15 protein-coding genes and 1 pseudogene are annotated in these 18,884 nt (G+C 37.3%); 2 read left to right on the top strand and 14 right to left on the bottom strand.

All coding sequences use genetic code 11. The features are described 5' to 3' along the window. Positions 1-23: 23 nt before the first annotated feature. From KG732_RS09825 to KG732_RS09765, 13 genes are all read right to left on the bottom strand, one after another. Positions 24-452 (bottom strand): protease complex subunit PrcB family protein, encoded by a 429-nt coding sequence (locus KG732_RS09825; protein WP_213523058.1) that lies wholly within the window; start codon positions 450-452, stop codon positions 24-26. A gap of 22 nt (positions 453-474) precedes the next feature. Continuing rightward, entirely contained in the window at positions 475-1,611 is a 1,137-nt protein-coding gene (gene bshA / locus KG732_RS09820) for an N-acetyl-alpha-D-glucosaminyl L-malate synthase BshA (RefSeq protein WP_213523056.1), read from the bottom strand. Positions 1,612-1,622: 11 nt separating this feature from the next. Further along, on the bottom strand, positions 1,623-4,556 hold the full coding sequence (locus tag KG732_RS09815; protein ID WP_213523054.1) for a glycoside hydrolase family 3 N-terminal domain-containing protein: 2,934 nt from the start codon (positions 4,554-4,556) through the stop codon (positions 1,623-1,625). Positions 4,557-4,771: 215 nt separating this feature from the next. Beyond that, positions 4,772-5,254, bottom strand: a complete 483-nt coding sequence (locus KG732_RS09810; protein WP_213523052.1) for an ABC transporter ATPase — start codon at positions 5,252-5,254, stop codon at positions 4,772-4,774. 287 nt (positions 5,255-5,541) lie between these two features. Then, entirely contained in the window at positions 5,542-6,384 is an 843-nt protein-coding gene (locus KG732_RS09805) for an IS3 family transposase (protein WP_300980422.1), read from the bottom strand. A gap of 23 nt (positions 6,385-6,407) precedes the next feature. Continuing rightward, complete coding sequence (locus KG732_RS09800; RefSeq protein ID WP_213523050.1) at positions 6,408-6,842, bottom strand: hypothetical protein; 435 nt, start codon at positions 6,840-6,842, stop codon at positions 6,408-6,410. 424 nt (positions 6,843-7,266) lie between these two features. Continuing rightward, a complete protein-coding gene (locus KG732_RS09795) occupies positions 7,267-7,479 on the bottom strand; it encodes a hypothetical protein (RefSeq protein ID WP_213523048.1) in 213 nt (70 codons plus the stop codon). Positions 7,480-7,552: 73 nt separating this feature from the next. Continuing rightward, complete coding sequence (locus KG732_RS09790; protein ID WP_213523047.1) at positions 7,553-8,089, bottom strand: hypothetical protein; 537 nt, start codon at positions 8,087-8,089, stop codon at positions 7,553-7,555. After that, positions 8,089-8,880, bottom strand: coding sequence for a (Fe-S)-binding protein (locus tag KG732_RS09785; protein ID WP_213523045.1), 792 nt, complete (start codon positions 8,878-8,880; stop codon positions 8,089-8,091). Before KG732_RS09785 ends, KG732_RS09790 begins: the two co-directional genes overlap by 1 nt. 99 nt (positions 8,881-8,979) lie before the next feature. Then, a complete protein-coding gene (locus KG732_RS09780) occupies positions 8,980-9,411 on the bottom strand; it encodes a phosphoheptose isomerase (RefSeq protein ID WP_213523043.1) in 432 nt (143 codons plus the stop codon). A gap of 2 nt (positions 9,412-9,413) precedes the next feature. Beyond that, the gene (locus tag KG732_RS09775) at positions 9,414-10,769 is read right to left on the bottom strand and encodes a (Fe-S)-binding protein (protein ID WP_213523041.1); all 1,356 of its coding nucleotides are present in this window, start codon (positions 10,767-10,769) and stop codon (positions 9,414-9,416) included. A gap of 6 nt (positions 10,770-10,775) precedes the next feature. Continuing rightward, a complete protein-coding gene (locus KG732_RS09770) occupies positions 10,776-11,729 on the bottom strand; it encodes an MlaD family protein (protein ID WP_213523040.1) in 954 nt (317 codons plus the stop codon). A gap of 73 nt (positions 11,730-11,802) precedes the next feature. Then, complete coding sequence (locus KG732_RS09765; protein WP_213523033.1) at positions 11,803-12,885, bottom strand: N-acetylmuramoyl-L-alanine amidase; 1,083 nt, start codon at positions 12,883-12,885, stop codon at positions 11,803-11,805. Between the two features lie 197 nt (positions 12,886-13,082). On the opposite strand from KG732_RS09765, the gene KG732_RS09760 reads away from it, so the two are divergent. Next, entirely contained in the window at positions 13,083-15,743 is a 2,661-nt protein-coding gene (locus KG732_RS09760) for a putative LPS assembly protein LptD (RefSeq protein WP_300980416.1), read from the top strand. 210 nt (positions 15,744-15,953) lie between these two features. Here the strand turns inward: KG732_RS09760 and KG732_RS09755 are convergent. After that, positions 15,954-18,395, bottom strand: a pseudogene (locus KG732_RS09755) (zinc-dependent metalloprotease). 102 nt (positions 18,396-18,497) lie between these two features. Here KG732_RS09755 and KG732_RS09750 point away from each other — a divergent pair. Continuing rightward, positions 18,498-18,884 (top strand): hypothetical protein, encoded by a 387-nt coding sequence (locus KG732_RS09750; RefSeq protein WP_213523031.1) that lies wholly within the window; start codon positions 18,498-18,500, stop codon positions 18,882-18,884.

Raw genomic sequence — 18,884 nt, 5'->3', positions numbered from 1 at the left:
TATTTATCAAAAAAGAATGGCAATCAGAAATGGTCGCCATATTTGGTTGATCTCTGAGTTACTTTAATACTAATTTCAGATGCTGGCTGATTTGCTACGACTACTATTCCTGGAGTAGTCATACTCATAGTGACTGGTGTATTTGTCAAAGGTCTTGAGAAATAAAATTCATACACACCCTGTTTTAAATTATAACTAGGAGATGAAATGCTATACCCACCCGTATTCTGTTGTCCCATAGCTACCACAATTACTGATTGCGTGTTAAAGTCTACCTTTGGAATTTTAAAACCTGGGGATCGAGTTGCATTGAGAATTTCGTAAAATTCTTTTAGCTTTTCTTCGTTGTCAATAATCATTGACTTCTCTTCCAAGATATTGCTATTGCTATCATTGATAAGAATCTCAAAGTTTTCGGAAAGGGTTGGTTGGGTCTGAGTTGCCCTTTCCATTTTACTACAACACGAGTTGAAACTACAAATACTTAGTGCTAGCAAGCACCGAATGATACAATTTTTCATATTGGGGTATAATTTTTAGTATGTCGTATTGTTCTGCTTTCGCGAAAGCGGCATTCTTAAAATGATTTAGGACTTGATCATCTTTTAAGATCTTCAAAGCATTTGCTGCCATTTCTTCAATGTTGCCTACATCACTTATGTAACCTGAAACACCATCTTCATTCACCTCTGGCAATCCCCCAGTATTTGTGGAGATGACTGGAGTGCGATTTGCCATAGCCTCTAAAGCAGCAAGACCAAAGCTTTCTTTCTCAGAAGGCAATAAAAACAAGTCTGAAAAACAGAGAATGCGATCGATTTCTGTACTGTTGCCAACCCATTTGACCTTTATTTTTAAACCTGCTTTAATGGCATATTCCTCTGCTACGAATCGTTCTGGACCATCTCCTACCATAATTAATATGGCCGGTAGCTGTTTCTCAACTATTTCAAAAATTTTCACTACATCTAAAAGGCGTTTCACAGGCCGCATATTACTTATATGGGTAATGATGCGTTCTTGAGGAAATGCCATGATCGTTCGATCACAATCTTTGAACTCTGTTTTATACAACGACATATCAATAAAATTAGGAACCACCTCGATTTGCTTGGCACTATCAAAAAGCGCTATAGTATCCCGTTTTAAACTAGCTGAAACAGAAGTCACCACATCGCTATTATTGATACTGAAAGTAACTGCCGGTTTATAAACAGGATGGTTTCCTACCAATGTAATATCCGTACCGTGCAAAGTAGTAACCATAGGCAATCTAATCCCTTGATCTTTTAACATTTGTTGCGCCATATAACCCGCATAGGCATGTGGAATTGCATAATGAACATGCAAAAGTTCAATCCCGTATTCTTGGACCACATTTACTAATTTACTAGAAAGGGCTAACTCGTATGGCTGGTAATGAAACAACGGATATTCCTCAACGTTTACTTCATGAAAAAAAATATTCTTTGAGAGCAAATCTAGTCTTACCGGTTGTTTATAGGTCACAAAATGTACTTCATGGCCCCGTTCAGCAAGTGCTGTGCCCAACATGGTAGCAACTACTCCACTACCACCGAAGGTAGGATAACATACTATAGCTAGTTTCATTAATTCAATTTTTAGTCGATGATGGAGTCATAGATAAGTTGCTGTATATCTGTTCTGATATTTTTGTCAATGAGAAATCTATTGCCCGCATCAGGATATATTCTATTGGACAAAAAGACATATACTATTTCTTCTTCTGGATCTGCCCAAGTATAAGTACCGGTAAAGCCACTATGTCCAAAACTTCTTTTACTCACACAACCACAGGTAGGACCTTCTTCTTCTAACTGTGGTTTATCAAATCCTACGCCTCGTCTTACGTCACTTTCACAAAAATAGCAGGTATTGAACTTGTTTATCGTCTCAGGCTTGAAGTATTGTCGGCCGCCATAAGTACCGCCCTGGAGATACATTTGCATCATCTTTGCTATATCATTTGCATTTGAAAATAAACCGGCATGGCCGCCTATTCCGCCTTGCATCGCTGCACCTTGATCGTGCACATAACCATGAATCAACTGTTTTCTAAAAGTGGTATCATTTTCCGTAGGGATGATCTGAGAAACAGGGAATTTTTTACGAGGTAAGTAACCCGTGCGGTTCATTCCTAAGCTTTTATAAAAGTGATCTTGCGTGAGTTCATCTAGGTTATTACGGAAGTGATTTTCTATATATTTTTTTAATAAATAATACGGAAGGTCGCTGTATTTGTATTCGAGGTCTTCTCTTAATTCACTGTTTAAAATTCGATTAAATATAGTGTCTTGGGCCATCGTATTAATAAACAACTTGTCGGCTACTTGAGTTCTGTAATTTGCTTTAGATCCGTTGCTGTAATATTGTGACAACGGTTGATGGGTTAAAGAGTCCAGCGTATAGCTATAAAATGGAATCCATGGCGTTAACCTAGCATAATGGGACAGCATTTGCTTTACTGTTATTTGCTCTTTATTAGTGCTCTTTAAGTCTGCGTCTAATTTAGAAATAACATCATCTATAGAGATCACATTTTTTTCTTCCAGCTCCATAACTAGCGGAAGGGTCGATAGAATCTTTGTAACAGAGGCAATATCGTAAAGATCACTAGAGGTGACTGGATCTTTTTTATCATAGGTATGATAGCCATAGGTCTTGTCTAAAACCACTTTCCCGTGTCGTGCTACTAGAATTTGCATTCCGGGAGCACCTTTTTTGTTGATCGTATAATTTGCAATACTATCTATTTTTGCAAGTACTCTAGAGTCCAAACCTACACTAGAGGGATCATTACCATAAGAAAGACGTTTTATATTTTTAACCGCTATACCTTCATTCACTTGAAACAAACCAGCGCTTACTGGTAAGGTACCTTCTGCATCTCTACCACCAAAAATGAGTTGTGCGCTCACCTGTTGACTCCACTCACTATTTTGATAAGACATAATGATTCCTTCAAAATTCTTTACCGTCTTAATCTGAGCAAGCATATAGGGACTTACAAAACCATCAAAAATAATGCGATGCTTCCGTGCTATCTCATACAACCAAGTCAACTCGCGTTCATTCAATTGATAAGATTTCCATGGATTCTCATTACCCCTATGCAATCCTACGATAACTGTATTGTATTTTTTTAGCATTTGAAGCAATACATCCAGATTATCTGCTTCAATCTTATCTACTTTGGCATACTTATTAAGCTCATTATAAAAAACCTCTCCAGAGGCATCACCCAGTGCTACATAAGCGATTTTCTTTGTTTCTAGATGAGCGATAGGTATAACAGTGTTCTGATTCCTTACAACAGTGATGGCTTTAGAAATTGCGTTTTCATAAACCACCTCGTCTTGTTCCGTGTTTAAATCCGTTATAAGGTTCGGAATAACCACGGGTTTGTATTGATGAAGGCCTACAATGTACTTGGCCATCAAGATTTTTTTTACAGAATGTGCTAATCGCCCTTCGGTAATATCACCTGCTTGCATGGCAGCAACAATTTTATCTATAGATTTAGGTACATCTTCAGAAATCAATAGCACATCATTACCCGCTTTAAAGGCTTGTAAATCTATTTCTCCTGGGGCACTAAAGTTACTCGCCCCTTTCATATTCAAGGCATCCGTAAAGATCAATCCATTAAAACCTAGCTTTGTTTTTAATAAATCGGTGACTACTTTTTCACTGATACTTGTCGGGTAACCGGACCTGGGTTCCAGACTTGGAATATTTAAATGCGCCACCATAACACTCGCCATTCCTTGATCAATTAACTTTCTATAAGGAGTTAATTCCACGCTATCGATACGTGCTGCACTAAAATCTACTGTTGGTAAGGTTTTGTGACTGTCTTGATCTGTATCTCCATGGCCAGGAAAATGCTTTGCACAAGCCAGTGTTCCTGTACGCTGCATACCATTCATAAAAGCACTGGCTTTGTCGGTCACCTTATTCATGTCTTCCCCAAAGCTTCTATTTCCGATAATAGGGTTCTTGGAATTGGTGTTGATATCTACTACTGGAGCAAAATTAATATGCACTCCTAGTCTTTTGCAATGTTCACCAATTCTTTTTCCTACCTCATAAGCGGATCTTGTTCCAGGAGTTGCTCCTAGAGTCATGTTCCATGGAAATGCATACGTGCTGTCCAGTCTCATGGCGAGACCCCACTCGGCATCCATGGCGATCAATAGAGGTATTTTGGATTTGGCTTGCAACTCATTAGTTAAATGAGCTTGTTGGACTGGCCCTCCTTTTGAGAAAATGATGCCACCTATCTTATATGTTTCCACCAATTTGCGTACCTGGTCAGCATGTGCTTTTCCTTTATTGGAAAAAAGGTCTACCATAAATAGCTGCCCTATCTTTTCTTCTTGAGAAAGGCTTTGGTACACGCTATCCACCCATTGCATCTGTGCGATAGAATCGGTAGCAACGAGAGGTTGGTTTGTGGTTAATTGTGCTTGTAATGTGTACGCTTTCGCGAAAGCGAGCACGAATACAAGCCATGAAGTATAGTTTAATTTCATATCATCGATCCAATGTTTTCAATCAGAAATCAAGAACTATTTCCATATCAAATGATTGCTAGCTTCTTTTGACGAAACAGAAATATAAATAGGTAGCCTATTGCGAGCTTCTTGATCTTGATCTTGATCGAAAGATACCGAAAAACCAAAGGCTGACATAAAAAACCCGGCCTAAAAGTAAGCTGGTTTATGAATTATTTTAAAAATTAAGTATTCTAGAAAAACCTAGAATGCCAGCTTTCACTTGCAGGCACTTCCCAGTGTTCTTTATACTCTCCTACTGTTTCAACCAAGTTATTGAAAACAATAGTGTTGGGGGAGACTGATTTTGCTTTTGCCATTTTTTTAAATTCGGCCAATTCTTTATGAGCAAGGTAGGGACCGTTTTTAAAGGTCACATTCATTTTGTCCATCAAATCAATGCGAAATGCTTTCTCAATAGACTGAATAAAACGAACACAAGAATCTATGGAACACCCTGTTGCCCCTGCTTCTGATTGATCTAGACCGATAACTATAAAACGATTGTATGGATAATCCACTCCTGCTTTAAGATTCATTCCATGAGCGGTCCATTTTTGTAAAAAATTATCCATTTGAGGTTTTAACTCATTGATCTCATCTGTAGTAAACGGCCTATTTGCTTGGTAAATCCATATTCTAGAATCGTCTGGAAGGTCTTTAAAATTTGCGTGCATGATTTATTTTTTTGTCTTTATTTCTAAATGCCATTGATATCAAAAAATCAAAGCAGATGAGTTGGAATGTAAATTTTAGTACTACTAAAAGTCTCTTTTAATCATTCTTGTAGCTTGGAAAACACTTATACCTATTAGTATCTTTCAAATTAAGTGAATTAAGACTTTATTATATAATTTAAACAATAGATTTTTTTGATTTTTGTACATAAATTAACTTCCTTTTTTATCAGTATCTGTGTAGTCCTAAATAAACGATACAGATTATTAAAGATTAAATTTATTATTTAAATCTCATTGAAGCTAGCTTCAATGAGATTTTTTGATTTGTACTGTTTCATTTTAAGTTTATTCTGTTCGTGCATCTGCTGTGGTGTTAGCATATAGTTTGATAAATGTGGTCTTATATTATTGTAAATACCAACAGCTTCTTCTACCAGTCTTTTCTTTATTTCTAAAGATTTGACTTTTTTTGCTACATCAAACTCTTGTTTGAGTATTCCGTTCACTCGTTCTGCAACTGCGTTTTCGTACGGATCGTACTTTTCAGTCATACTAGGTTTAATAGCATGCTGTTTAAGTAGGTTCTGGTATTCATTAGAGCAATATTGTAATCCTCTATCAGAATGATGAATAAGTGGTTGATCTTTATACTTTCTATTATTCAAGGCCATTTCAAGAGCTTGTAGTGTTCCATTAACAGAAAGACTTGCTGAGACATTATATCCTACGATTCTTTTTGAATAAGCATCAGTTATTAATGCTAGATAGGATGGGTTTTCTCTAGTCCCTAAATAAGTGATATCACTAACCCATACTTGTTCTGGTTTATTAATCACCATATTACAAACAACGTTTTTATGCTTTCTAAAGCGATGATGTGAGTCTGTGGTTATATGATAGGATCTCTTAGGTTTTATAAGCATATGATTTGCTCTGAGTATTCTAAATAATTTATCTCTTCCTACATTTATAGCAGAGAGTTTATCTTTCAACATATGATATAGCTTTCTAGTGCCTAGTTTAGGCATTATACTACGTATAGCCCTGACTAGCTCAATAACTTGTTGTGAGATATGTTGTTTTTGAGTTCTAGATTTAATGGCTCGATAATATACCTGTCTGTCCAGCCCAAGTAAGTTACAGGTGGAAACTATTGTTTCTTCTTGATCTTCTTTGAAGCGTTCAATAACTCGGGCGTGTAATTTTTTCTGATAGCGATGTCATATTCTTTCTCTGCCATATCAACTAGCATATCAAAGATGATTACCTTCTTATCAGCTCTTTCTGCAAGATGTTCAGCTCGAGCCTTTTGCTTTTCCAAAAGTTTGACTTTTGCCTCTAGTTCTATGATTCTTTGTTCTGGTGTTTTTGCCATGGTCACAACGGATAGGTTCTCCCAATCAAAGGTACCATATTTTCTGAGCCATGTGGTAATCGTTGACCTGGCTTGAATGCCATACTTAAGGTGAGCAGACAACCTGTCTAATTGACCAGACTCAATTTCTTCGACTATTTGAAGCTTAAAAGAAAGCGAGTAGTCTTTTTGGGTTCTTTTTGCATAACCCTTCTTTACTGACTTGTTCATTACACTAAATTTTAGTGTATCGCTATTTTAGGACGGGACAATCCCTAAAAAGAAAAAAGCATACTAATCAATTCCTAATTAGGACAAATCAAAAACAAGGCTGATTAAATAAAAAACATCACTAGACCGTAATTATTCTAGTTTTAAAGCGGCCTTTTTTTTAATCAAACAAGTTTTTAAGGAATGAGACGATCCTAATTTATGTATTAAAATTATTTACCCTTCGTCTTCTTAACTATATATCCAGCACTAAAAAAACCGAATATCAACATAAAGGCTAAGAAGAACAGGTAATAGCACCAACCATAGTCTGCCATATCAAAGACTGTAAAAAAAATATAACAAAGAAAAGTCGTTACAATAGCGCTTATGAAAGCATAAACTAGTCTCATTTTAACAGGGGCTTTTTTAAACTCAAATACACTCATTTCCTTTTGTCCTTACTCTCTTTACGCATCGACCACCATATAATTCCAGCTACCAAAAGACCAAACATTAAAAAGTCTACAGCAAACTTGATGATACTAAATCCTTCATCTCCAGTAAACTGATAGAAAATGGACATGATAATCGCATATACCAGCCCTCCTAAGGAGCCAGATAGCACAATACTTTTATAATCAGGTTGTTGTTTCAATACGTTTACTTGGTGTCTACCCTATCGATAACTAACATATTTCTATATTCGCCTATACGCGGATCGTAACTATCTAATTCCATTGCTGTAAAATATAAGTCGTCTTACCTTTAACTGCATCTTCTATCAACTCATCGTTATCGACATAAGTAAGCAATAATACATTAGGCTTGCGACCATCTTCATCTTTGATTTCGAAAGATTTGATTTTTTTATCTTCAACCTTTACTATGGTATCAATAATAACAAGACGCTCCTCTTCCTTTTCCATTTCTTCAATATCATTAGCAAACAACATAAAAAGAGAAATAGGCTCTGGGCAAGACTCTGCGAATTGAATACCTACTTGCTCTCCTAATTTCTCGACATTTTTTGCATCGTGGAAATTGAGCCCTTTGCCATCAAAATACGTCTGATTAGAAGAATAGGCTTGAAGCATACCAGATCCTAATTCCGTCTCTGCCTTTTCTCTAGTCGCTATACCTTCTTTAGTTGGTATACATTCACAGACTTTCTCTGCTAGTTCTTTGACCGCTTTTTCATTGAACTGTTGTGCGTTTACAGCTACTGTCGTCAACAATATTACTATTAGAATGGGTGCCACCTTCATTATAAATCGTTTGCGCTTGCTATTAATTCTGCGATATCCATCACTTCTACGTTACCTTCTTTTTCGGCAGCTTTTATACCATCGGTCATCATGGTATTACAGAAGGGACATCCAGCAGCAATAATATCAGCACCTGTATCTATAGCCTCATCCGTGCGCTCGATATTGATGTCTTTATTTCCTGGCTCTGGTTCTTTAAACATTTGCGCGCCCCCAGCTCCACAACAGAGTCCGTTACGCCGGCTGCGTTTCATTTCAATCAATGCGGCATCTAGCTTTTCTATCAACTCCCTTGGAGCCTCATAAATATCATTAGCACGTCCTAAATAACAAGGATCGTGATAAGTAATTTTCTTTCCTTTAAATTTCCCTCCTTCAATCGTAAGGCGACCAGTAGAAATTAAGTCCTTAAGAAATGAGGTATGGTGAATCACTTCATAGTTTCCACCCAATTCTGGATACTCATTTTTAAGAGTATTAAAACAGTGAGGACAGGCCGTAACAATTTTTTTGATCTCATAGCCGTTTAAGACTTCTATGTTCATCATCGCTTGCATCTGGAAAAGAAATTCATTTCCAGCTCTTTTTGCAGGGTCACCCGAACAACTCTCTTCTGCTCCTAACACTGCAAATTCTACTCCAGCTTTATTTAATAACTTTACAAAAGCTTTGGTGATTTTCTTTGCTCTGTCGTCAAAACTACCACTGCATCCTACCCAAAACAATACTTCTGGCTGTTTGCCTAGTGCGATAAATTCTGCCGCTGTTGGTACTACTAGATTGTTACTCATATCTTAATAATTGAGAATCCGTTTAAAGAATTTAGAATTGTTATTCTTTGTAAATTGTTACTGTTGTTGTTCCGCTTTCGCGAAAACGAAACAACACAACTATTTATGGTTCTTAAAAACCTCTATAGTTACTTCCTTCTCTACTAGATGAGTGAATTCGCCTGTATATCGTGTTGCTCTTACCATGTGGTTATCGATCCAATGGTAATTTCCACCTCTAGGTTTACCCATTAACAAGCTGTGAAATTTAAAACCATGTTTGTTCAGCCAGTCTTCAGTAACCTGACGGTGCTCCTCAGTTCTAGAGGTAAAGAAACAAATAACGTGTCCTTGATCATACCATTCATTGAGCGTTATTAACGCATCTGGAAAGGGTGCACAAGTAGCCATTCTCTCCGGCTCTTCGTTAGGCACATCTTCTGTGATGGTTCCATCAATATCTATTAAATAATTTTTCACTCCTTCTGGAAGTACTGGACTTGCCAGGGATCCATCTCTATTCAGGGCTTCCTGAAACTGTTCTTTACTCATATTTATTCGTTTACCCAATTAAGGCGGTCCATTTGATTATAAGGCCACGGTGCTCCATTGTTTTCTATATTACTCATAGTAACGTTTAATTCACTAGGTGCAGCACTGTTCTCTAACACTAGATACCTTCTCATTTCTATGATAATACTCAAGGGATCGATTCCTATGGGACAAGCTTCAACACAAGCATTACATGTTGTACAAGCCCAAAGCTCTTCGGTGGTGATATAATCATTGAGCAAGGTCTTTCCATCATCGTTCCATACTCCCTCTTTGTTGATCACCGCTCCCACCTCTTCCAATCGATCACGGGTATCCATCATTATTTTACGTGGGCTCAATTTTTTACCTGTAATGTTTGCTGGACATTCAGAAGTACAACGTCCACATTCTGTACAAGTATAGGCGTTAAGCAGTTGTACTTGATCTAAATCAAAAATATCATTTGCTCCTAGTGCGGCAGGAACTTCATCTGCGTCATTAGGATCTGACGCAGCAAATGGATCTGCATTTGGATCCATCATCATTTTTACTTCTTTAGTAACAGCAGCCATATTAGTAAACTGTCCTTTAGGAGTCAACTTTGCAAAATATACATTAGGGAACGCCAACATAATATGCAGGTGTTTGGACCAATATAAATAATTTAAGAAGATCAAAATTCCCGCAATGTGCAACCACCAACAGGTTCTTTCTATAATTAGTAAGCTTTCAAAGCTCATTCCATCAAATAAGGGTGCAATAAATCCGCTGATGGGAAAACTACCCGCATTGACATAATGTGTAGCTGCTTCACTAGTAAATCGACCTGCCATTACGCCTTCCTGTATGCTGAGATCTGCCGCATTCATGGTTAAGAACAACGTCATCAACACAACTTCAAAATAAAGAATATAGTTGGCGTCGTTTTTAGGCCAGCCTTTGAGCTCACCCATCATCAACCGCTTGATATTCATTACATTTCTACGCAGCCAAAAAATAACAACTGTGGCTACAACCAGAAATGCAAGAATCTCAAATATAGCGATCAACACATCGTAAACACCTCCTAAATAAGGAGCAAAAATTCTGTGTTGTCCAGTAATACCATCAATAATGATTTCAAATACTTCAATATTAATGATTACAAAACCTACGTAAACTATCACGTGCAAGAAACCCGCAATAGGACGTCTCACCATTTTTGATTGCCCCAACGCAATGCGCGCCATTTGGGCAAAACGTTCTCCTTTACGATCAGAGCGATCTACTTTTTTTCCAAGTTGAATATTGCGTATCATCTTTTTGATGTTACTCGCAAAGTAACCTACTCCTGCAAGGAGTAGTAAAACAAATATGATATTAGGTAGGTATTCCATAAGTAATTATTGGTCTCTATCTTCTGGTTTTTCGTATTCTCCTGCCTTTTTTCCAAAAATAGAAAAATGTACATATCGCTTAGGATTAAGTTTAATGTCCTGCATCAACATTTCTGCTTGCCTGGTGGTTCTTTCTAAATTGTTGTACAAGGAGTCGTCTGTCATTAGTTTCCCAAGACTTCCTTTACCTGAAGCTATATCACCTAACACAATATTAAATTTAGCGACAGCATCTTGTAATTCTTTCACTGTTCCTGAAATTTCAATTCGAGCTAAAGTATCTGATATTGCAGCAAAGTTTTCAGTAGTAGTATCTAAGTTCCTAATTGTTCTGTCTAGCTGTACTTTATTATCGGTAAGGAGTAGCTTTGCACTTTTGGAGAGGCCTCTTATTTCGGCTAAGGTTCTACTCACCTCATCTAAACTGTTCGTAATAGCAAGTCGGGTTTTAGGACTCAAGGTTTGATTCACAGCAGTTAAAACAGAGTCTGCACTAACTACCATGTGCTCAATCTTATCTTTTAGAGGGATGAACTCATCCATGACTTTTCCTTGAATACCGTTGTCTGTATGAGATGCTAAAGTGTCTCCAGGCTCTGCTGGTCTAGCAGCGCTTTCATAATTAGGCACTATAGCCAGTGCCTTTCCTCCTATCAAACTAGTACTGTAAACCGATGCGACACTTTCTGAAGAGAAACTAAACGACTCATCTACATGAAATTTAACCAATAATCTTCCAGATCTATCCAAAAAATCGATGTTATCTATATTCCCTACTCGTAACCCATTGATGGTAACAGGTGCTGAAGAAGTCAGTCCTTCTACATTATCATAAACCGCGTAGTACGACCTGTCACTTTTCAAAAAATTGCGCCCTTTTAAATATTGATATCCAAAAATGAACAGCGCTATGGCCCCTATTGTTAAAATACCGACCTTGATTTCTTTTGAAAATTTCATAATACTGACGTAATTGAATCTGTAAATATAAGACAAGCTATTTTTAAAAAGGCTAACATTTTTTTAGGATTTATTAAAGCCTTCGGCGTTCTCCTTTTTCATAAACTACTATAAATGCAGAGGTGTAGCCTTTTGCAATAGCCTTTTTTCTTAAATCAGACGCTTCTTGTAAAGAATACACATGACCCGTGAAATACCTATATAGGGAACCTTCTTTTTCTCTAGAAATTTCAGGCAAGCTTTTAAAGTTATAAGCTTGTGCCTCTAATTTATTACTACTTGCACTTATTTGTACTTTATAAACAGGCTTATTCCCCGATACTGATGGGCCTGTTAATTCCCTCCGTACCTGTTCCACTTCAAAAAGATTGACATCCCTATTCTTTTGATAATCTAATACTGCTGCATAAATGGAATTGGCTACTTTTTTTTGACCAGAAGTACTTCTTAAAAACGCACGCTCTTCTTTATTGGTTAGAAAACCGGTTTCTATCAATACACTGGGCATATAAGAAAGTCTTAAAACGGCAAATCCCGCTTGTTTTACACCGCGATTTTTACGATTCAGTTGGTTTTGAAACCTATCCTGTACATTGGCACCCATTTCAATACTGTTATCTAAGTACTCTTCTTGTATCATGAGATTGGTCGCAAAGCTAGACGGGTCATTAGGATCAAAACCTACATATTTCTCTTCGTAATTCTCTTCTAATAAAATCACAGAATTTTCTCGTTGTACGACTTCTAGGTTATCTGCATTTCTATGAATACCCAATACCCAAGTTTCATTTCCTTTTGCTTCTGTAGCAGCTGCAGCATTGCAATGAACAGATACAAATAGATCTGCTTTTGCATTATTTGCGATATCTGCTCGTTGATACAATTCTAAAAATTGATCTGTAGTACGCGTGTAGACTACTTTTATCTCTGTATGCGATTCCAATTGTTGACCTAAAAGCTTCACTACGTTTAGAGCTATATCCTTTTCAGCAGTTTGAGCTACATACTTGCCAGAGTCCTTACCTCCATGTCCCGCATCAAGCACTACAGTAAAAACCTTTTTATCGGTCGTTTTTGTAGAATCGATAGGTATATTTGCTATGGATGCGATGGGAATACCAAGAAGTATAATTATGAAATATATCTTTGTTTTCATATGTAAACTATAAGTTGGGTCGGTGTTGTTGATTAGTTCGCTTTCGCGAAAGCGTAATTATTAAAAAACGCTTCAAATTTATATGTAGTTTTGACGTTTTAAAAACCAAACCATTACTACTAACAAAAATAGCATAACCTAGATTGCAATTACGTTTTAAGCATATTATTTTATCCCTACTGTTTTTAACAGGCTTTATGTCTGTTATGGCCCAGGATCTTCCAGAAACAGGAACTCCTATACCAATGCAACAACCTAAGCCCGACCAAGAAGAACAGGAAGAAATACCATTAAAATTAAAAGTAATTAAAATTCCAGAGGTTTCAAAAGACTCCGTAGTGAACGACTCGGTTAAAAAACCAAAAGCGTTCCTAGAATACCGGATTGAATCTAGTGCTAAGGATTACAAACGTATTGATAGAAAAGGAAACACCATTACCTTATACAACGAGGCAAAAATAATTTACGGAGACATTACGATAGAGGCTGGTAAAATCGTTATTAACAATAATACAGGTGATGTTTTTGCCTACGGTATTGTAAAAGATTCTTTAGGCTACACACAACGCCCCGTATTCTCTCAAGGCGCTAATATAGTAAAACCAGACTCTATAATTTTTAATAAAAACTCACAAAAAGCATTAACATTTAACTCTAGAACCACCCAAGGAGAATTCAATGTCATTGCAGAAACGACAAAAAAGGTAAATGACTCTGTTTTCTATATGCAAAACGCTCGATTTACTACTTCTAAAAATCCAGAAAACCCAGAGTATTATTTTCTCGCACGTAAAATCAAGTTTGTCCCCAACAAAAAGATTGTTACTGGACTTGTAAATATGTATATAGCAGATGTTCCAACACCTTTAGGACTGCCATTTGCATACTTTCCTATGACCAAAGAACGTAAAAGCGGTATCATTATTCCTTCATTTGGTAACAACAACAGTCAAGGGTACTTCTTACAAAATGGTGGCTATTATTTTGCAGTTAACGATTATATGGATTTAACTGTTTTAGGAGATTATTTTACCAATGGAAGTTATGGTAGTCGAGTCGAAAGCAACTATACCGTGCGCTATAAATACAATGGCAGCTTGAGGTTCTTATTTGAAAACCAGCTGCAAAGCGAGCGTGGATTTTCTGATTTTGCTCAAACTTCTCGTTATAACATCAACTGGCAACATTCTCAGGATGCTAAATCCAACCCAAGCTCTAGATTTAGTGCAAGTGTAAATTTAGGAAGTAGTCAATTTTTTAGACAGTCTTTTAATCAGGTCAATCAAAGCGCTACACTTGTAAACAACTTGAGCAGTTCCATCTCTTATTCTAAGTCCTTTCCAGGGGAACCTCAAGTCAACTTTAGCGCAAGTGTCACCCATAATCAAAACACCAATACAAATGCTGTCAACCTAACTTTGCCTACACTTCAAGGTAGTGTTTCCAGAATATTTCCTTTTGCTCCCAAAGAAGGAACTAAAAAAGGAGTGATAGAAAACATCAACCTTCAATACAATTTAAGAGGAGAAAATCGCATTACTACAACAGATGAAGATTTTTTTACCGATAAAATGTTTGACAATGCTGTCATGGGATTAAAACACAGTATCCCTATAGCTACCAACTTTAAACTAGGATATTTTAGCTTTAGTGCTAATGGAAACTATGAAGAGAATTGGGTTTTTGAAACCTTTAAACAGTCTCTTGTAGAAAATGAAAGTGGTGTTTTTGAAACGGTCCGAGATACTATAAAAGGATTTGATGCGTATCGCACGTATAGCTATGGAGCGAGTGTAGGAACTACCGTTTACGGTAGTTGGAAATCAAAGAATGCTGAATCTAAAGTACAAGCCATAAGACACATCATACGTCCTAATATAAGTTACTCGGCAAATCCTAGTTTTGAGGAGTATTACGATCGCTTAGTTACAGAGCAAGGATTGGATGCTCCTGGGAGAGAAGAGCAGTTTTACAGTCGTTTTGATGGAACATTATTTGGTGCACCAGGACGTAATTTTTCTAGCAGCATTAACTTTGGGGTTCAAAACAACATAGAGGCAAAAGTGAGGGATAGCGACTCTACAAAAACAGATCTAAAGAAAATTCAAATTCTTAAAAGTTTAAACTTTAATACCTCTTATAACCTGGCTGGTGATTCCTTGAACTGGAGTCCTTTACAAATACGAGGGGTGATCCCAATTACTAAAAATATAGATCTAAATCTAGATGCTAACTTTGATCCTTATGCACTCGATAACAATAACAACCGCATCAATACCTTTAACATTAATAATGGCGGTAGCCTGTTCCGTTTGACACGTGCAGGTTTCCGCACCAGTTTTAGGTTGAGCAGCAAAGACTTTGAAAAAGACAGTGATGCAGAAAAAGATGCATCTGACGAGCGCACCCAACAAAATGGTGGCCGTACTGATGATCTTTTTGGCGAGTCTGTAGATTACAGCCGACAAGAAAATCAAGAACCAGAAAAACAAGATATCAACATCAATAAAGATCGGTATCGATTCAAGATTCCTTGGAATTTGAATTTTGCCTATACGATGACCTATAATAATGCACAGCGACAAAATGCCATTAACCAGCAAAGTTTAATGGTAAGTGGTGATCTAGAACTATCGCCACGTTGGTCCATAGGTGGTAATACAGGTTATGATTTTGCTAATAAAGGTATTTCTTTTACCACATTGAGATTTCAGCGGGACTTAGAGAGTTTTAATATGAGCTTTAACTGGACACCTATTGGTCCTAGGAACAGTTGGTTTTTCTTTATAGGCATTAAAGCAAGCGCCTTAAGCGATATCAAATGGGACCAGCGCAGACAACCAGACCCCACTTTCTAAATCCTTTTTACTTTTTCCTTAGCTGTTAGGTCGTTCCAACTTGTTTAGCAAAGACGCTAGCCTTTATTACGAGTGCAACCATATGTAACCAAAATCAATTACCCTAGTCACTAAGCTTGGGTTCTATTGGTTTTAGGTACCAACATACTTGTACCATTTCAAGCCGCATTAGAAACTTTTATAGATTCTAAAGATCAGAATTAGAGACCTCTATTTAAAAGAATACCCACAACCAATGGGACTTCCATCTGGAATCGACGGTAATTTCTTTACTTCAAACAATTCTGGATGCTTATAAAATGTATTGATTTGCATTAACAATTGGTTCTCAAAAAGATCTCGTTTGCTCAAGTCTTTTTCAATCTTTTTCAATTGGTTTCTCGCCGCAGCCTTTACGTCTATATTCGTTTGAGAACTAATTATAAGATTCATCAAGTGATTTATAAAAAGCTCTTGTGTTCTATGAATAATGGCTGTAGCATATAAATCATCATTTTTATCATTTCTAAATATGTGATCAGAAACAGCATTCAATAGGGTCCCTAAAGTCAAAATAACATTAGGAGCGTCATTAAAATCATTGATGTTTTTTACCTCTTTAAAATTATTAGATACAAGAGCATTAGCAGTGGTGATTCGGTTCATACGCTCTGGATGAAATAAGAGATCAAAGGTCATGCCTACACTAGTAGCTGCAGCATTTAATGGATCAAAACCCACCCCAGTTTCTGATTGAAAGCTTTCTCTTGTTCTAGAATATCCGTATGCTCTAGGTGGAAATAATTTTAAAACCGATTGCGGAATCTTCAACGTCTCTGGATCTATTGATTTTAATATACTGCGCAATGCTTGAACTTGTTGAAAAGCACCTACAGTTTTAAATTCTTCATTGCCATCTTTTGTTAGAAATTCATACTCCAGTCCTCCAACAAGTTTTGTAGTCGCCTCTACTTGGTACCTGTGTGCAAAATAAACAGGTACAAATACATCTTCTAACACACTTAAAGCCTCTCCAGATCTGATATTATCTAAAGAAAATTGATTCATAGCAATCTAGCGAACTTTTAAAATATGTATTAATTCTTCTGAGGGATTTGCTCCATTATCCCAAAGGTGTCCACTGGCACTTGCACCACCAGCCGCTCTAGAATCGCTGTCTGAGATGAACTTGAGGTTTTCTACGTCTGCTATGTTAATAATCGATTGTAAAAAAGCGGCTTCAGATTGATTGGCTTTTGGGCTACCATAAGAATACTGTACGGTTAAGTTGTCCCACCTTCCGATTCCTACGTCATAAGCATCTCCTAAAGAAATCACTCCATCTACAAGGTCATACTTAGGATGCGGGTAATCCATAACGCTCGCTCGGTCTTGTGTACTTGCTGCAAAATTATGCGCAAAACCTAAAGTATGTCCTACTTCATGCGCACCTAACTGTCGTATTCTCGCGAGCGCCATATCCATCATGGCCTTATGATTTTTATCGTTTTCTTTAAAAGGTTCTTTAAGCAATCCTTGAGCAATCATAAAATCTTGACGTATGCGCAAACTTCCTAAACTCACATGTCCTTTGATGATCTCACCAGTTCGTGGATCTGTGATACTACCGCCATAACTCCAGCCACGAGTGCTGCGATGTACCCATTGGATCACATTGTATCTCAAATCCATAGGATCTGCCCCTTCTGGAAGCATCTTTACTTGAAAGGCATTCTTATAACCAGCGCTTTCAAAAGCTTCATTCCACCAGCCGGCCCCTTCTAATAAAGCGCTGCGCACTGGATCTGGCGTTCCACGATCCAAGTAATAAATAATAGGTGCTACCGGCTCACTGATGGCTAATTCTGGGTTTTTCTTTTCTAATCGATGTCTGGTAATCAATCGTTTTTGGATAGGTTCAAAAACTGGTGTGCTATAATCCATATAACTCATGTAAAATGAGCCACTACGCGGATGAAATACACGAGGCTGGTAACCTGCATCTGGTAATTCTACAAAACTGTGATGCTGGATCACAGAAATACTACTGGCGTCTGGTGCAATACTTTTTACCTCGCTTCCCGCAGGGGTTCCTGTAAAGGTAAGCATGGCTTCAAACTCTGTATTCTTGGGAAAACTCTTGGTGTTTTCTATCCATAAAACACTACGTGTTTTATCTAGCTTATAGATTCCTTGTTTACGGTCTTTTAAACGTGTTGCTACTCCATGAGCATCTTGCATTAAAAACGGAGTCAAATCAATCACATACGTGCCATTTTTATGCTCTTGTATCTCAAAACCAAATAATACAGACTTTGCAAAGGCTTGTTCTATAGAGGCCTTTTCATCTTTATTTATAGAACTAGCACGATAGGTTAAATTAGGCTGTAGGAGCAATAATTTGTTCCCACTTTTGATCCATTTCACCACAACTCCATCGCCTAATTGTCCGCGATCCAGCCCTATATCATTGGACCCTAAACCACTGGTCAAGGAATGTACATAAAGAAATTCTTTGTCTAGATCTTTAACTTCCAAAAGTATACTACCTTTATCCTCCTGATAAGAGAAGTCGTAATAGCCTTTAAATTGCTGGGGAGGTAATGTAGACTGCGCTTTCGCGAAAGCGGAAATTAAAAATAATAAGGAAAGGAGGCACCGAGTACTTTTCATAATTTAATTTAAAAAATAAAGATAACCGATTTTCATAAAAGAAAATTAGTTGTGCGCAACCTTTCAAGACTTGGTGCATCTTTAAATCAAATTATTCCTATCATGAAAAAAATACTTATACTTCTCAGCGTTTTCGTCAGTTTATCCTCTTGTACAGATTGCGATGATGATGCTGTTGTGGCTGAATCAGAAATAGTAGGCAGTTGGGAACTGGTAGCCATTCTAGCAGATCCCGGAGACGGCAGTGGTACTTATCAACCAGCTACTGGAAAGATGCTTCAATTTACCGATCAAGGTGTGGTGAATTGCAATATAAGTTTTTGCTTCGGACAGATAACACAAGCGACGACAACAGGTACTTATGACATCACTACCACCAGTATTGATGTTGATAATTGTACAGGAACCTATTCCTTTAATGGGCCTTTTCTCGAGGTATCACACTTTTGTATAGAGCCTTGTGGGGAACGTTATGTAAGAGTGAACTAG

The organism is Nonlabens sp. (assembly GCF_018401815.1).
Lineage (GTDB): Bacteria > Bacteroidota > Bacteroidia > Flavobacteriales > Flavobacteriaceae > Nonlabens.
This window is presented reverse-complemented; position numbering and strand designations above follow the sequence as displayed.